The 14,678-nt window shown below is 68.5% G+C and carries 16 protein-coding genes and 1 pseudogene; 10 read left to right on the top strand and 7 right to left on the bottom strand.

Features of this window, described 5'->3' with window-relative positions:
- Both ACH107_RS14170 and ACH107_RS14165 read right to left on the bottom strand, forming a co-directional pair.
- Positions 1–406: pseudogene (locus tag ACH107_RS14170) on the bottom strand (heparinase); the annotation flags it as partial.
- 74 nt (positions 407–480) lie between these two features.
- Positions 481–1,761: an RsmB/NOP family class I SAM-dependent RNA methyltransferase gene (locus ACH107_RS14165; protein ID WP_412506375.1), complete on the bottom strand. Its 1,281-nt coding sequence runs from the start codon at positions 1,759–1,761 to the stop codon at positions 481–483.
- A 67-nt stretch (positions 1,762–1,828) separates the two neighbouring features.
- Here ACH107_RS14165 and ACH107_RS14160 point away from each other — a divergent pair, with 67 nt between their 5' ends.
- Complete coding sequence (locus ACH107_RS14160; protein ID WP_412506374.1) at positions 1,829–2,005, top strand: DUF1674 domain-containing protein; 177 nt, start codon at positions 1,829–1,831, stop codon at positions 2,003–2,005.
- Here the strand turns inward: ACH107_RS14160 and ACH107_RS14155 are convergent.
- Together ACH107_RS14155 and dapB are read right to left on the bottom strand one after the other, a co-directional pair.
- Entirely contained in the window at positions 2,002–2,358 is a 357-nt protein-coding gene (locus tag ACH107_RS14155; protein ID WP_310690692.1) for a dihydrodipicolinate reductase, read from the bottom strand. The two genes, ACH107_RS14160 and ACH107_RS14155, sit on opposite strands and share 4 nt — an antisense overlap.
- Before the next feature lie 56 nt (positions 2,359–2,414).
- Positions 2,415–3,230 (bottom strand): 4-hydroxy-tetrahydrodipicolinate reductase, encoded by an 816-nt coding sequence (dapB, locus tag ACH107_RS14150; RefSeq protein WP_412506373.1) that lies wholly within the window; start codon positions 3,228–3,230, stop codon positions 2,415–2,417.
- A 94-nt stretch (positions 3,231–3,324) separates the two neighbouring features.
- Between dapB and rbfA the strand changes: the two genes are divergently transcribed.
- From rbfA to ACH107_RS14115, 7 genes are all read left to right on the top strand, one after another.
- Positions 3,325–3,720, top strand: a complete 396-nt coding sequence (gene rbfA / locus ACH107_RS14145; protein WP_310690694.1) for a 30S ribosome-binding factor RbfA — start codon at positions 3,325–3,327, stop codon at positions 3,718–3,720.
- Complete coding sequence (locus ACH107_RS14140; protein WP_412506372.1) at positions 3,720–4,472, top strand: phosphodiester glycosidase family protein; 753 nt, start codon at positions 3,720–3,722, stop codon at positions 4,470–4,472. The genes rbfA and ACH107_RS14140 overlap by 1 nt, the downstream gene beginning before the upstream one ends.
- 32 nt (positions 4,473–4,504) lie before the next feature.
- Positions 4,505–5,410 (top strand): tRNA pseudouridine(55) synthase TruB, encoded by a 906-nt coding sequence (truB, locus tag ACH107_RS14135; RefSeq protein ID WP_412506371.1) that lies wholly within the window; start codon positions 4,505–4,507, stop codon positions 5,408–5,410.
- A gap of 103 nt (positions 5,411–5,513) precedes the next feature.
- Complete coding sequence (locus tag ACH107_RS14130) at positions 5,514–6,020, top strand: DUF1643 domain-containing protein (protein ID WP_310690697.1); 507 nt, start codon at positions 5,514–5,516, stop codon at positions 6,018–6,020.
- A gap of 141 nt (positions 6,021–6,161) precedes the next feature.
- Positions 6,162–7,040, top strand: coding sequence for a calcium-binding protein (locus tag ACH107_RS14125; RefSeq protein WP_412506370.1), 879 nt, complete (start codon positions 6,162–6,164; stop codon positions 7,038–7,040).
- Between the two features lie 150 nt (positions 7,041–7,190).
- A complete protein-coding gene (gene rpsO, locus ACH107_RS14120) occupies positions 7,191–7,460 on the top strand; it encodes a 30S ribosomal protein S15 (protein ID WP_310690699.1) in 270 nt (89 codons plus the stop codon).
- 205 nt (positions 7,461–7,665) lie between these two features.
- Positions 7,666–8,745, top strand: coding sequence for an NAD(P)/FAD-dependent oxidoreductase (locus tag ACH107_RS14115; RefSeq protein ID WP_412506369.1), 1,080 nt, complete (start codon positions 7,666–7,668; stop codon positions 8,743–8,745).
- Positions 8,746–8,759: 14 nt separating this feature from the next.
- On the opposite strand, the gene ACH107_RS14110 is transcribed toward ACH107_RS14115, so the two are convergent.
- Together ACH107_RS14110 and ACH107_RS14105 are read right to left on the bottom strand one after the other, a co-directional pair.
- Entirely contained in the window at positions 8,760–8,894 is a 135-nt protein-coding gene (locus ACH107_RS14110; protein ID WP_310690701.1) for a hypothetical protein, read from the bottom strand.
- Positions 8,895–9,012: 118 nt separating this feature from the next.
- Positions 9,013–11,514, bottom strand: a complete 2,502-nt coding sequence (locus ACH107_RS14105; protein ID WP_412506368.1) for a GcvT family protein — start codon at positions 11,512–11,514, stop codon at positions 9,013–9,015.
- 338 nt (positions 11,515–11,852) lie between these two features.
- On the opposite strand from ACH107_RS14105, the gene panC reads away from it, so the two are divergent.
- Positions 11,853–12,704 carry a pantoate--beta-alanine ligase gene (gene panC, locus ACH107_RS14100; RefSeq protein ID WP_412506367.1) on the top strand — a complete coding sequence of 284 codons (852 nt, stop codon included), beginning with the start codon at positions 11,853–11,855 and terminating at the stop codon, positions 12,702–12,704.
- Positions 12,701–13,513, top strand: a complete 813-nt coding sequence (gene panB / locus ACH107_RS14095) for a 3-methyl-2-oxobutanoate hydroxymethyltransferase (RefSeq protein ID WP_310690704.1) — start codon at positions 12,701–12,703, stop codon at positions 13,511–13,513. The genes panC and panB overlap by 4 nt, the downstream gene beginning before the upstream one ends.
- Before the next feature lie 111 nt (positions 13,514–13,624).
- Here the strand turns inward: panB and ACH107_RS14090 are convergent, their stop codons facing one another.
- Positions 13,625–14,611: a D-glycerate dehydrogenase gene (locus ACH107_RS14090; protein WP_310690705.1), complete on the bottom strand. Its 987-nt coding sequence runs from the start codon at positions 14,609–14,611 to the stop codon at positions 13,625–13,627.
- Positions 14,612–14,678: the final 67 nt, after the last annotated feature.

The raw sequence follows: 14,678 nt of genomic DNA, 5'->3' as shown, positions 1-14,678 counted from the left end.
AGCGGATCAGGCGCCGCCCGGCCAGCTCCGGCGTCCAGCCCGGCCCCCGGCCCGCACCGTAACGCACGATCCAGTCGGCCAGCCAGGCCTGCGCCACGGCCCGTGCCCGCGCGTCGCCCACCGCCGCCAGATCGTCCAGCCAGGTGAAGCCCTGCACCGGTACCGGCCCCCGTGCGACCTCTTCGGCGGCCTCCCAGATCGAACGCCCACCGGCCTGGACCAGGGTGCCACGGATCAGGACCTGTCCGGCCAGAAGCTGCTGGCCGCGCGCGACCTGGCCGATTAAACAAGGGTCGGGCAAGGCCACGAAGCCCGTCGCTGGCCGCGCCTGCGCGGCCAGCCGCGCATGCAGCCTGTCCAGGACCGTGACACGGTCCGGCCGGGCTCTGGGAGTCGTTCTGGCCAATGCTGCTGCCTCGAAAAACGGGTGCATTCCGCATCTCGTGTTGCCCGGTCTTATACAGGCCGGGGCGGATCAAGTCACGCAGGCTTTCGCAGCAGGGCCATGTAGAACCCGTCCATCCCGCTACGCTCGGCCCAGTGATCGGGGCGCAGGCGCAATCCGCCCGCCGGGCTGTGCCAGGCGGGGTCGATGCCCGGCGGATCACTGGCCCCGACATGCAGCCCGGGGTGGCGCGCCATGGCCTCTTCGACCTGAACTTCGCCCTCGTCGGGCAGTAGGCTGCAGGTGCAATAGACCAGCCGCCCGCCGGGCCGCAGCAGGGCCAGCGCCCGGTCGATCAGCGCCGCTTGCAGCTGGAAGAGAGCCAGGAACTCCGACCCGTCCTTGGCGTGCGGCAGGTCCGGGTGGCGGCGAATTGTGCCGGTGGCCGAACAGGGCGCATCCAGCAGGATGGCGTCGAAGGGCGCGGCCTCGTGGGTCAAGGCATCGGCGACGACGAGCTCCGCGGTCAGCCCGGTGCGCTTCAGGTTCTGGCGCACACGGCCCATGCGCGGTTCGGAGATATCCAGCGCGGTGATCTCGGCCCCGGTCGCGGCCAGTTGCAGCGTCTTGCCGCCGGGCGCGGCGCAGAGGTCCAGCACCCGCTCGCCCGGCTGCGCGTCCAGCATGCGCGCGGGCAGCGCGGCGGCGGCATCCTGCACCCACCAGTCGCCCGCGTCATACCCCGGCAGGCCCGTGACTTGCTGGCCCGAAGCCAGACGCACCGTCCCGGTTGGCAGAACCGTGCCGCCCACGGCCTCGGCCACGGCCTGCGGATCGGTCCTGGCGGTCAGGTCCAGCGGCGCACCCGCGAAATGCACCCGTTCGATATCCGCCACCACCTGCGGACCGTAGGCCTCTTTCAGCGGCTCGCGCAGCCATTTCGGCAGCCGCGGCACCGCCAGCTTGTCCCAGCCTTCGGGCAGGTCGGCGGCCACCTTGCGCAGCACGGCGTTGACCAGCCCCTTCATGCCCGCGGTGCGCTTGTTCATCCCGACCATGGCAACGGCGGCGTTGACCACGCCATGCGCCGCCGCGCCGTCGGCCAGTTCGATGGTGGACAGGCGCAGGATATTGCGCACATGCAGCGGCGGTGTCTTCTGCAGAAGGCGCGCCAGCAGCCGGTCGGCCCGCGGCAAACCGCGCAGGGTCTCGCTGGCCAGGCGCTGGGCGCGGGCGCGATCCTCGGGGCCGAGGTGATCGAGCACGCCCTCGGACAGCAGCTCGGACATCGGGCGATGCTCTCCTGTCACCTGGTCGAGCAGATGCAGCGCCGCGCGGCGCGGCGGCAGTCCTTGCTGTGACGTGTCCCGAGACATGGTGCCCCCTTGGCCGATGGATCGCTGCGGCCTATATCAGCAGCGTCAGCCTTACAAGGACATGAAGATGACCGAGACGCCCAAGGACCTGCCCCCCGCCGCCAAGCGCGCCCTGGCCGAGGCCAAGCAACGCCGCAAGGCCGCCGCGCCCGAGGATCGCCCTGTCGAGTTGGGCGGCCGTGACGGGCCGGAGCCCGTCCGCTACGGCGACTGGGAAAAGAAGGGAATCGCGATCGATTTCTAGCGCAGTCTGAACGTCGCCTGCCGTCCGTTACCCTGATCGACAGTAAAGCGGATGCGCTCGCCGCCCCGCTGTTCCACCAGCTGGCAGTTATAGGGAATGGGGGTGCCGGACCAGTCCATCTCGCGGCAGAAGTAGCCGTCGCGCCAGGCCCAGGTGCCGGTGACATCCCAACCGGCGGCCGTGCCCGCGATGCCGCCCTGCGCGCCGACGCGCAGGCTCACCCCGAAAAGGCCCAGACGCAGCTCCTTGTCGGCGACAAGATCCAGGAAACGGTCGCGGTCCTCCACCCGTTCGAAGGCGGCGACCCCGCCGCCCGAAACGCCCAGAACCAGGGCAAGGAAAACTGCACGCATCGCGCCACCCCAATCTTTGCTACCTAGCGGGGGTACGCGGGGCGCGGCGGGTTGGATCAGTCGGCAAGCCTGAGCACGTCGATCATGTCGTATTCACCGGGCTTGCGGTCCTGGCCCCAGAGCGCGGCACGCAGCGCGCCCTTGGCGAACAACCGCCGGTCGCTGGCGACATGGCGCAACACGATACGCTCGCCCGGCCCGGCAAACAGCACGTCATGCTCTCCGATGATGTCACCGCCGCGAATTGCCGAAAAGCCGATATCGCCGGGTCTGCGGGCGCCGGTGATCCCGTCGCGGCCCCGGTCCGCAACCTCGGACAGGGTCTGCCCGCGCCCCTCGGCGGCCGCCTCGCCCAGCATCAACGCGGTGCCCGATGGTGCATCAACCTTGCGGTTATGATGCGCCTCGATCACCTCGATGTCGAATGCCTCGTCCAGCGCAGCCGCGACCCGCTTGGTCAGTTGCACGAGCAGGTTGACGCCAAGCGACATGTTCCCCGCCCGCACGATGACGGCATGGCGCGCGGCGGTCTTGAGGCGGGCCAGGTCATCCTCCGACAGCCCCGTCGTGCCGATCACATGAACGGCCCGGGCCTGCGCGGCCAGTTCGGCAAAGCCCACCGTCGCGGCGGGCGCGGTGAAGTCGAGCACCGCCTGCGCCTTTGCGAAGGCCGACACCGCATCGTCGGTGACCGTCACCCCCAGCGGCTGGCCGCCCATGGCCACCCCCACGTCCTGGCCGATCCAGTCATGGCCCGGCTGTTCCAGCGCGCCCACAAGGTGGCAGGCCGCCGAAGCTGCCACCGTCTCGATCAGCATCCGGCCCATGCGGCCCGATGCGCCCGTGATCACGATCCCCGGTGTGTCGGTCATCTGTCCTGTCCTTCCGTCACGTTTGCGCCCACCTTTGCGCCCGGCCTGCGCCACCGCGCTTGGCATCCATCCGCGGACGCCTTACATGGGCGGCATGGCAAAGAACAAGCTTCAAGGCAATTCCGGTCCCTCGCAGCGCCAGCTGCGCGTCGGCGAACTGATCCGCCGGACCCTCTCCGACGTGCTGATGCGGGGCGAATTGCACGACCCCGACCTGTCTCGCATGTCCATCACCGTGGGCGAGGTCCGGGTCAGCCCGGACCTGCGCATCGCCACCGCTTTCGTGCTGCCCCTGGGCGGCGACGGCGCCGAAGAGGCAGTGCAGCGCCTCGCCCGCCACCAGGGCGAACTGCGCCACATCCTGGGCAAGCAGATCAAGCTCAAGCATGTCCCCGAGCTGCGCTTCCGCGTCGATGACACCTTCGAGCGCATGGACCGCACCCGCGAGATCTTCGCCGACGAGAAGGTGCGTCAGGACCTCGACGACTGATGCGCGCGCTGGCGGCCCTCGTGGTGCTCTGGGCGGCCCCTGTTGCGGCGGTGGACTGCGCCGAGGTGACCCACCTGGACCAGGCCTTCACCATCTGCGAGGTGGACCCGGCCCGCGACGAGTTGCGCCTGTTCCTGCGCGACGAGGATGGCGATATCCTTGGCAGCTTTCGCGCGGTCGAACGGCAGACGGGCCGCCCCTTGGCCCTTGGCATGAACGCGGGCATGTATCACGACGATCGCAGCCCGGTCGGCCACTACATCGAGGACGGGCGCGAAGAGATGCGCGTGATCGAAACCGCCGGGCCGGGCAACTTCGGCCTGCTGCCCAACGGGGTGTTCTGCATCACCGAAGCCAGCGCCCGCGTGATCGAGACCCGCGCCTACCAGGCCGAGCGCCCCGGCTGCCGCCACGCCACCCAGTCCGGCCCCATGCTGGTGCGCGACGGCGCGCTGCATCCGCGGCTGATCCCCGGCGGCACCTCGCGCTACATTCGCAACGGGGTCGGCACCAGCGCGCGCGGCGACCGCGCGGTCTTTGCCATCTCGGAAGGGCCGGTCAATTTCCACGATTTCGCGACGCTCTTCCGCGACCGGCTGAACCTGCCGGATGCGCTCTATTTCGACGGCAAGGTCAGCCGCCTGCACGCCCCGCAACTGGGCCGCAGCGACTTCGGCTGGGCGCTCGGGCCCATCGTCGGGGTGCTGGCCGCGGCGGACGGGGCGGTTGACGTGCCCGGCGGCGCGGACTAACCCACGCGCTCTCAACTGATCGGAGGCTCGCCATGGGGCGCAGACGCAAGGGCCGCGACATTTCCGGCTGGCTGGTGGTGGACAAACCCGCCGGGATCACCTCGACGGCCGTGGTCAACAAGGTTCGCTGGGCCTTCGACGCCCGGAAGGCCGGCCACGCCGGTACGCTGGACCCCGAGGCGACCGGTGTCCTGGCCGTGGCCCTGGGCGAGGCGACGAAGACCGTCCCCTATATCACCGATGCGCTCAAGGCCTATACCTTCACGGTGCGTTTCGGTCAGGCCACCAACACCGACGATGCCGAGGGCGAGGTCGTGGCGCAAAGCGACAGCCGGCCGTCAGACGACGAGATCAAGCAGGCCCTGAGCGGCTTTGTCGGCGAGATCATGCAGGTCCCGCCCGCCTATTCCGCGGTCAAGATCGACGGCGAACGGGCCTACAAACGCGCCCGCGATGGCGAGACGTTCGAAATCGCCGCGCGGCCGCTCTGGGTCGAGGAACTGCTGCTGGTCGACCGCCCCGATGCCGACCACGCCGTGCTGGAAATGACCTGCGGCAAGGGCGGCTATGTCCGCGCCATCGCGCGCGACCTCGGCCAGGCGCTGGGCTGTCTGGGCCATGTGACGGCACTGCGCCGCATCTGGTCGGGGCCGTTCATGGCAGAGGCGGGCATCGCCATGGACCTGCTTGACGAAAAGGCAAAGTCGCCCGAGCTGGACGCCCATCTGCGGCCCCTGGAAGACGGGCTTGACGAAGTGCCCCGGGTCCATTGCCCCGAGGCCAGTATCGCGCGGCTGCGCAACGGCAATCCCGCGATGGTCATCGGCGATGTCGATTATGGCGACGAATGCTGGGCCGCCCACGGCGACACGGCCATCGCGGTGGGCGTGTTCAAGGCCGGCGAACTGCACCCAGCCCGGGTTTTTGTGCGCGACTGACGGGACGGTGGGCGGGGTGCATTTGCCGGGCCGCCCCGGCAAACAGCGGCGTCCGGCGTCCCTGCCCTTCCCTTCTGCGGCACTCCGAGGCAAAACCAACCCCATGATCACCCGCACCCATACCAAGGGCGACGCGCCCTCCACCGCAGTCTATTCCGAGTGCGCGCGGTATCGCTACGCCCTCACCCGCGTCTGGGACCCGGCGGGCGAAAAGGCGCTCTTCGTCATGCTCAACCCCTCGACCGCGACCGAGGTTCAGAACGACCCCACCGTGGAACGCTGCGAGCGTCGGGCGCGCACGCTGGGCTTCGGCGGCTTTCGCGTGACCAACATCTTCGCCTGGCGCGACACCGACCCCCGGAAAATGCGCGCGGCCACCGATCCCGTCGGCCCCGAGAATGACGCCGCCATCCACGAGGGCGCGCTCTGGGCCGACCGGGTGATCTGCGCCTGGGGCAGCCATGGCGCCCATCTGGACCGGGGACGGCAGGTGGCAGCCCTGCTCAGGGCCACGGAGGCACCGCTGTTCCATCTTGGCCTGACCAAGCACGGCCATCCGCGGCACCCTTTGTATATCGCCTACAGCCAGGCCCCCGAACCGTGGCATTAACCCTGGGTTCATTTTGGTCGCGCCGGCCATCGTGAAAACTGGTATGTCCGCCGCTGCGGGTGCCCGGCTGGCGTGTGGCAACGGACTGGCCGACCCGTTGATACCAGTCGGTGTTGTCAGTCTGTTTGAAAGGAGTCGGGTATGTTTCCCTTGCTTGGTCTCATGGGGCTCGCGCTTGCGGGCTCGGCCTTGGTCGAAACATCGCCCCAAGACGGCGGTCAGGCCGACGACAGCCCCGACCCCGACGCCACCACCCCGGACCGCGCCGGCGACACGGACGGCGCGGTGGCCGACATGCTGGTCCAGCTTGTCGAGGGCGGCGACACCAACGACGAACTTTATGGCAGCGCGGAGGCCGACAGGATCGCGGGCCGCGATGGCGACGATCACATCGACGGACGTGAAGGTGACGATATCCGCGCCGGCGGGCCGGGCGCGGATATCCTGCACGGCTACGACGGGGCCGACAGCCTGACCGGCGACGCTGGGGCGGACACGCTTCATGGTTGTCTTGGGGACGATCTGCTGGACGGCGGCGACGGGGATGACAAACTGATCGGCGGCGCGGGAGACGACAGCCTCACGGGCGGGGCCAGCGCGGATTCCCTGCTCGGCGGCTTCGGCAACGACACGCTGATCGGCGGCGCGGGCGCGGACGTCCTGCACGGCGGCGATGGCGACGATCATGTCGACGGCGCCACGGGCGAGGACAGCGCCACCCGCGACTTCGTCAACGGCGGCGCCGGCGCGGACCACGTCACCGGCGGCGCGGGCGATGTTCTTGACGGCGGCAGTGGCACGGACACCTTTGCGGTCATGGGCGCGGATGTGACAGTGATGGATTACACGCCGGGCGAAGACAGCCTGATCCTGCACACGAGCGGGGCCGAGACCGCCCTGTCAAGCGAGGTCACCGACGACGGCGTGATCGTCAAGGCCGACGGCGAACCGCTGGCGCTGCTGCGCGGGCTGGAAACGATCGATCTGGACAGCATCACGGTCCAGCCCGCCCGGCCCTGACGAATCCCTTTGCAACGCGGCGCGATTTCGCCTATTTGCCGCCATCTGACTCATTGGTGCCCGGCACCGGTGGGTCCGACCCCCTCCATGGGCCTTGTCTGGACGACATCCCGGCTTGCGCCTTGAACCACGTTTGAACAGGAGACCCCGATGTCGATCACGCCCGAAGAAAAAGCCCGGATCATGAAGGATTTCGCCACCAAGGAGGGCGACACAGGCTCGCCCGAGGTGCAGATCGCGATCCTGACCTCGCGGATCGCCACGCTGACCGAGCATTTCAAGACCCACAAGAAGGACAACCACGGCCGCCGTGGCCTTCTCAAAATGGTCGCCCAGCGCCGCAAGTTGCTGGACTACCTGCGCGGCAAGGAAGAGGCCCGCTATCGCGACCTCATCAAGCGGCTGGGCATCCGCCGCTAAAGCCTCATTCGATGGAACTCCCGGAACGCCCGCGCAGGAATGTGCGGGCGTTTTTTCATTGGTGGCACCGGGTCTGCGGGCTGGACGTCCCGCAGCCATGCGCCGGGCGCGGATGACGAGGCATCAGACCGCCCAGGGCTGTCCCCTTTCCCTTGCCCCTGTGACGTGATTGTCTGCCGGCACCTTCACGGCGGACAGGGGCAGCATGACGGATTTCCTCATCATCGGAGGCGGCATCGCCGGGGCCTCTGTCGGGGCGCGGCTGTCGCATCTGGGACAGGTCACCCTGCTGGAACGCGAGGACGCGCTGGCCTTTCACGCCTCGGGGCGCTCGGCGGCCCTGTTCGAAACACGCTATGGCAAGCCCTCGACGATGGCCCTCAGTCAGGCCAGCGCCCCCTATCACCAGGCGGCCAACGGTGGCGTCCTGACCCCGCGCGGGCTGATGCTGGCCGCGGCCGAAGCCGACCGCGACCGGTTCGAGGCGGACATGGCCGTGATGGGCCTCGACCGGGTCGGGCCCGCAGAGGCGCGTGCGCTCTGGCCCATCCTGGATACCGAGGCGGCGCCACTGGTGGGCTATCATGACCAGGCCTGGGACATCGACACCGACCGGCTGGTGCAGACCTTCGCAGCCGAGATCCGGGCGAACGGCGGCACGGTGCGCCCCCGCGCCGAGGTGCGCCACATCGACAGAACCGCCAGCGGCTGGCGCGTCGACATCGGCGCGGAACACCTCGAGGCCGGCATGATCGTGAATGCCGCCGGCGCCTGGGTGGACACCGTGGCGCACATGGCCGGGGTGCAGCCCCTGGGCGTGCATCCGCTGCGCCGGTCCATTGCGCGGATTCCGGCCCCGGATGGCATGGACGTCTCGGCCTGGCCCATGGTCTTTGGCCCCGGCGAGGACTGGTATGCCAAGCCTGACGCGGGGGCGCTGATCGTCTCGCCCGCCGACGAAGACCCCCAGCCGCCCATGGACGCCTGGGCCGACGACATGGTTCTGGCCGAGGGGCTGGCACGGTTCGAGGCCGTCATGCACTACGAGGTCACGCGGATGCTGGCCAACTGGGCCGGTCTGCGCACCTTCGCCCCCGACCGGCAGCTTGTCCTGGGGCCGGACCCCGACGAGCCGCGTTTCATCTGGATGGCCGGCCAGGGCGGCTACGGCTTCCAGACCGCGCCCGCCGCCAGCCAGCTGGTGGCCGACCTCGTCGCCGGGCGCGCCCCCGAAATCGAGGCCGGGATCGTGGCACAGCTGACCCCGCACCGCCTGCGCGACTGACCACACCGGGTGGTTCAGGCCGGGCCCAGCACCTCGGCCAGCAGCGGATGGAGATAGCGCCGCTGCATGGTCACGGCGCAACGGACCTCCGCGATGCCCGCCGGGCGGGCCACTTCGACCAGCTGGCCGGCCACCTGTTCATCCTGCACGCCCTGGACGCCACCGCGCCCGACCTGGCACCAACTGGCTGGCGCAGGCGGGCTGGATCGCGCGGGCCGAGACCCTGTCGCAACCGGCGCTTGACGGGGCCCGCGATTCGCTGCGGGTTCAGCCGTCCTTGCGGATCGTCTCGTTGGCGGGGTCATAAGGCGAGTCCACGACCACCTCGGCGTCCCACAGTTGATCGAACATCCTGATCTTCAGGCGGGTCCCCGGTTCGGCCAGGTCGGGCCGGACATAGCCCATGCCGATGGACTTGCCGAAATGCACCGAATAGCCACCCGATGTCAGCCGCCCGACCTTCTCGGCAGCATGATAAAGCGCCTCGACCCCCCAGGGGTCGGCGTCCTCGGGCCCGTCGATCAGCAGGGTGCAGCACTTGGTGCGCAGCCCGAGCTCCTCCATCGCGGCCTTGCCCTGAAACTCCTTGGACAGGTCCACAAAGCGCGGCAGATCAGCCTCCAGCGGGGTGGCATCGCGGCCCAGTTCGTGCCCGAAGGCGCGGTAGGACTTTTCCTGGCGCAGCCAGTTCTGCGCCCGCGCTCCGACCAGCTTCATCCCGTGCTTTTCGCCGGCCGCCTCCAGCAGGTCGAAGAGATAGTTCTGCATCTCGATCGGGTGGTGCAACTCCCAGCCCAGCTCGCCGGTATAGGCCACGCGGATCGCGTTGACCGGGCACATGCCCAGCTCGATCTGCCGGGCCGACAACCAGGGGAAGCGCTTGTTCGACAGGGCCGTGTCCGGTTCGGCATCCTTGATGACCTCGGCCAGCACATCGCGGGATTTCGGCCCGGCGATGGCGAAGACACCGTATTGCGTGGTCACGTTCTCGACCACGATATAGCCGAACTCGGCCGCCTTGTCCGCGGCGCACTTGCGCAGCCAGTCACCGTCGTAATCCGTCAGCGCCCCGGAGGAGACGAGATAGTATTCATCCTCGGCCCGCCGGACGATGGTGTATTCCGTGCGCGTCGTGCCTGCCGGTGTCAACGCATAGGTCAGGTTGATGCGGCCCACCTTGGGCAGCCTGTTGCAGGTGAACCAGTCCAGAAAGGCGGTCGCGCCCGGACCCTTGACGACATGCTTGGTAAAGGCGCTGGCATCCAGCAGGCCGACGCCCTCGCGGACCGCCTTGGCCTCGTCCACGGCATATTGCCACCAGCCGCCCCGGCGGAAGCTGCGCGCGTCATGGTCGAAGCTTTCGGGCGCGTCCAGCGGGCCAAAATAGTTGGGCCGCTCGAAGCCGTTGACCACGCCGAACTGCGCGCCCCGCGCCTTCAGCCGGTCATAGCTGGGCGCGGTGCGCAGCGGGCGGCATTTCTCGCGCTCTTCGTCAGGGTGGTGCAGGATGTAGACGTGTTCATAGGCCTCTTCACATTTGCGGGCGCTGTATTCCGTGGTGGTCCAGCTGCCGAAACGGCGCGGGTCGAGACTGGCCATGTCGATCTCGGCCTCGCCTTCGACCATGAGATCGGCCAGGTACTTTCCGGCGCCCCCCGCGGCGGTGATGCCGAAGGAAAACCCCTCGGCCAGCCACATGTTGCGCAGCCCCGGGGCGGGGCCAAGCAGCGGGTTGCCATCGGGCGTGTAGCAGATCGGCCCATTGAAATCGTCCTTGAGACCCAGCTCCTCGGTGGTCGGAATGCGGTGGATCATGGACATGTATTCCTCCTCGATCCGCTCCAGATCGAGCGGGAAGAGGTCCGCGCGGAAACTGTCCGGCACGCCGTATTCGAACCGCGCCGGAGCGTTCAGCTCATAGGGGCCGAGCATCCAGCCGCCCCGCTCTTCGCGCACGTACCACTTGGCATCGGCATCGCGCAGAACCGGGTGCTCGGCATTGCCGGCGGCACGGTAGGTCTTCAGCTCCGGGTCGGGCTCGGTGATGATGTACTGGTGTTCGACGGGGATCGCCGCAAGCTTGATGCCCAGCATGCGGGCCACGCGCTGCGAATGGTTGCCGCTGGCGGTGACGACATGCTCGGCCGAGACCACGACCTGCTCGTCCGTGGGCACGAGGTTGCCGCCCTTCTCCACCATCCTGGTGCAGGTCACGTCCCAGTGGTCGCCCTTCCACTCAAAGGCATCCGCCTGCCACTTGCGCTCGATCGTGACGCCGCGCTGGCGCGCGCCCTTGACCATGGCCATGGTCAGGTCCGCCGGGTTTATGTAGCCGTCCTCGGGGTGGTAGATCGCGCCCTGCAAATCCTCGGTGTTGACCAGTGGCCAGCTCTCCTTGATCTGGGCCGGGGTCATCCATTCGTAGTGAATGCCCACTGTCTCGGCGGTGGAGGCATAGACCATGTATTCGTCCATCCGGTCCCGGGTGCGGGCCATGCGCAGGTTGCCCACCACCGAGAAGCCGGCATTCAGCCCCGTCTCTTCCTCCAGGGTCTTGTAGTACTTCACCGAGTAGTCGTGGATATGGCTGACCGCATAGGACATGTTGAACAGCGGCAGCAGCCCGGCGGAGTGCCAGGTCGAACCCGCGGTCAGTTCATCGCGCTCCAGCAACACGATCTCGTCCCAGCCCGCCCGGGCCAGGTGATAGGCGACCGAGGAGCCGATGGCCCCGCCACCGATGACAAGCGCACGGACATTGGTTTTCATCTCGAGGACTCCAGCTTTCCTTATCGCGGCCACCATGCCCATTCTGGCAAAATCCTGCGACCTGCAGCCGACGCCAGACCTCTCAAAACCGACGCCCAGCTTCTTTGGGTCCCAAATACCGCGGGGGAGTCGGTCGCAGACCGACGGGGGCAGCGCCCCCCGCCCCCGCCGCAATCCGCCTGCCGTCCGGGGGCGACGCGATCATCCCCCTCTGGCGGATTGAAAGCGTGCGAACGCACACCGCTTGGCAACCGCCCGCCTCAATGACATCGGTTGCCCGCCCGGCCCGGCCCGGTGTAAGCCTGCGGGGCACATTACGACGCCGACCGGGACAGCCCATGCAGATCTGCCGCACCGTTTCCGACATTCGCGCCGCCGTGGCCCGGTTCCGCGCCGGCGGCGCGGGGGTCGGCCTCGTCACGACCATGGGCGCGCTGCATGACGGGCACATGGCCCTGGTCAGCGAAGCGCGCGCGGCCCATGACCGGGTCGTGGCCACGATCTTCATCAACCCCACCCAGTTCGGCGAGGCCGCCGACCTGGCCAACTACCCCCGGACCGAGGCCGAGGATCTTGCGCGGCTCGAGGCCGCCGGCGTCGACGCGGTGCTGATCCCCGAGGCTGCCGAGATCTACCCCGAAGGCGACGAGACCGTGGTCGAGACGACGCGCCTGGCCAACATGCTGCACGGAGCCGTCCGGCCCGGCCATTTCCGCGGCGTGACCACCGTGGTGGCCAAGCTGTTCAACATCTGCCAGCCCGACGCCGCCTATTTCGGGGAAAAGGACTACCAGCAGCTGCATGTCATCAAGCGCATGGTGCGCGACCTGCACATGCCCGTGAAGGTCCGCGGCGTGCCGACGGTGCGCGACACCGACGGGCTGGCCCTGTCCAGCCGCAACACCCGCCTGACCCCCGAAGACCGCACCGCCGCCCCCATCCTGTCGCGCGCGCTGGACGCGGCACAGCACGGCGGGGCCGCAACGGCCGAGGACCTCGCCCGGATCATCCGCGACCGGATTGCCGATGAGCCCCGCGCCACGCTCGAGGGGCTGGACATTGTCCGGCTGCCCGATTTCACCCCCGCCACCGGCCCGTTGACAGGGCCGGTCGGCATCATGATTTCCGCCGAATTCGGCAGCGGGGACAATCGTGTCCTCTTGATCGACCAAAGGGAGGTCCGTCCATGAGCGCCCAGACCGAAACCATCCGCCGCACCACCGTGCCGGAACTGCGCGCCCGCAAGGGCGGTGCGCCCATCGTGTCGCTGACGTCATACCATGCCCATACCGCGGCGCTGGTCGACAAACATGCCGATTTCATCCTCGTGGGCGACAGCCTCGGAATGGTGATGCACGGGATGGAAAGCACCGTGGGCGTGCCACTGGACCTGATGATCATGCACGGCAAGGCCGTGGTGCGCGGCACCAAGCGGGCGCTGGTCGTGGTCGACATGCCCTTCGGCACCTACGAGGAAAGCCCCAACATGGCCTTTCGCAACGCCGCGCAGATCATGAAGGAGACCCAGTGCCAGGCGGTCAAGCTGGAGGGCGGCGCGCGCATGGCCGAGACCATCCGCTTTCTCGTCGACCGTGGCATCCCGGTGATGGCGCATATCGGCCTGACCCCGCAATCGGTGAACACCATGGGCGGCTTCAAGGTGCAGGGCCGCGACGAGGACGCCTGGAAGGTGCATGTCGAGGACGCCAGGGCGGTGGCCGAGGCCGGTGCCTTCGCTGTCGTGGTCGAGGGCGTGGTCGAGGACCTTGCCGACCGCATCACCGAGGCGGTGGATATCCCCACCATCGGCATCGGCGCGTCGCGGAATTGCGACGGCCAGGTCCTGGTGCTCGAGGACATGCTGGGCCTGAACCCCTGGACGCCGAAATTCGTCAAGGTCTACGGCCAGTTGGGCCCGATGATCGAAGCGGCGGTCAAGTCCTATGCCGACGATGTGACATCGCGCACCTTCCCCGGCCCAGATCAGGTCTACAAGTAGGGGATCGGGCGGGCGGATCGCCCAGGAGCACGGCAGCGGATTGACCCCGCCCGGGGCAATGATGCGCGCCCCCATGACCCAGGGGCCGGACAAGCGCCCCCTGCGCCCGCCTCACAGCATGGCCGGGACCACCTGATCGGGGGGCCGGTGGCCGTCGTGATAGGTCTTGATGTTCAGCAACACCTTCTCGCCCATCTCGATGCGGCCCTCGCGGGTGGCCGAGCCCATGTGCGGCAACAGAACCACGTTCTTGAGTTCGCGCAGGCGCGGGTTGATCTGGTTGCCGTGTTCGAAGACATCCAGCCCCGCCCCGGCCAGTTCACCGGCCCGCAGCATCCGCGTCAGTGCGTTTTCGTCGATCACCTCGCCGCGCGAGGTGTTCACCATGACCGCGTCCGGTTTCATCAGCTTGAGCCGCCGCGCGTTCATCAGATGGAAGGTCGAGGGCGTGTGCGGGCAGTTGACCGAGATCACGTCCATGCGCGCGACCATCTGGTCGAGGCTTTCCCAGTAGGTCGCGCCCAACTCGTCCTCGGTTTCCGGGCGCAGGCGGCGGCGGTTGTGGTAATGCACCTGCATTCCGAAGGCCGCAGCGCGCCGCGCCACGGCCTGGCCGATCCGGCCCATCCCGAGGATTCCCAGCCGCCGCCCGGCGATGCGCCCGCCGAGCATGGCGTTGGGGGCCCAGCCGCTCCATTCGCCCGACTGCATCCGCGCCAGACCCTCGGGGATGCGGCGGGTGACGGCGAGCAAGAGCGCCATGGTCATGTCGGCGGTGTCCTCGGTGGCCACACCGGGCGTATTCGACACGAGGATACCTCGCTGGCGCGCCGTTCCCACGTCGATATGGTCCACCCCGGCGCCGTAATTGGCGATCAGCTTGAGCCGCTCGCCCGCCTGCCCCAGCAGCCCGGCATTGACGGTGTCGGTCAGTGTCGGCACCAGGACGTCGCACCCGCGGACGGCCTCAGCCAGTTCTTCGGGGCTCATGGGGCTGTCATCGTCGCGCAGCTGCACGTCGAAAAGCTCTTTCATGCGGGTTTCGACAACCTCGGGCAACCGTCGCGTGACGACAACACTCAGGCGTTTGCGTGGCATCCGGGGGCCTCCGTCGCTTTCCACTCATGATCCTGTGTGGCAACCTGCCCGCATCCGCGACGTGGCA

The sequence above is a fragment of the Roseovarius halophilus (ex Wu et al. 2025) genome (assembly GCF_047086965.1).
The sequence above is the reverse complement of the archived record's forward strand: the minus strand, read 5'-3'. Positions and strand labels throughout refer to the sequence as shown.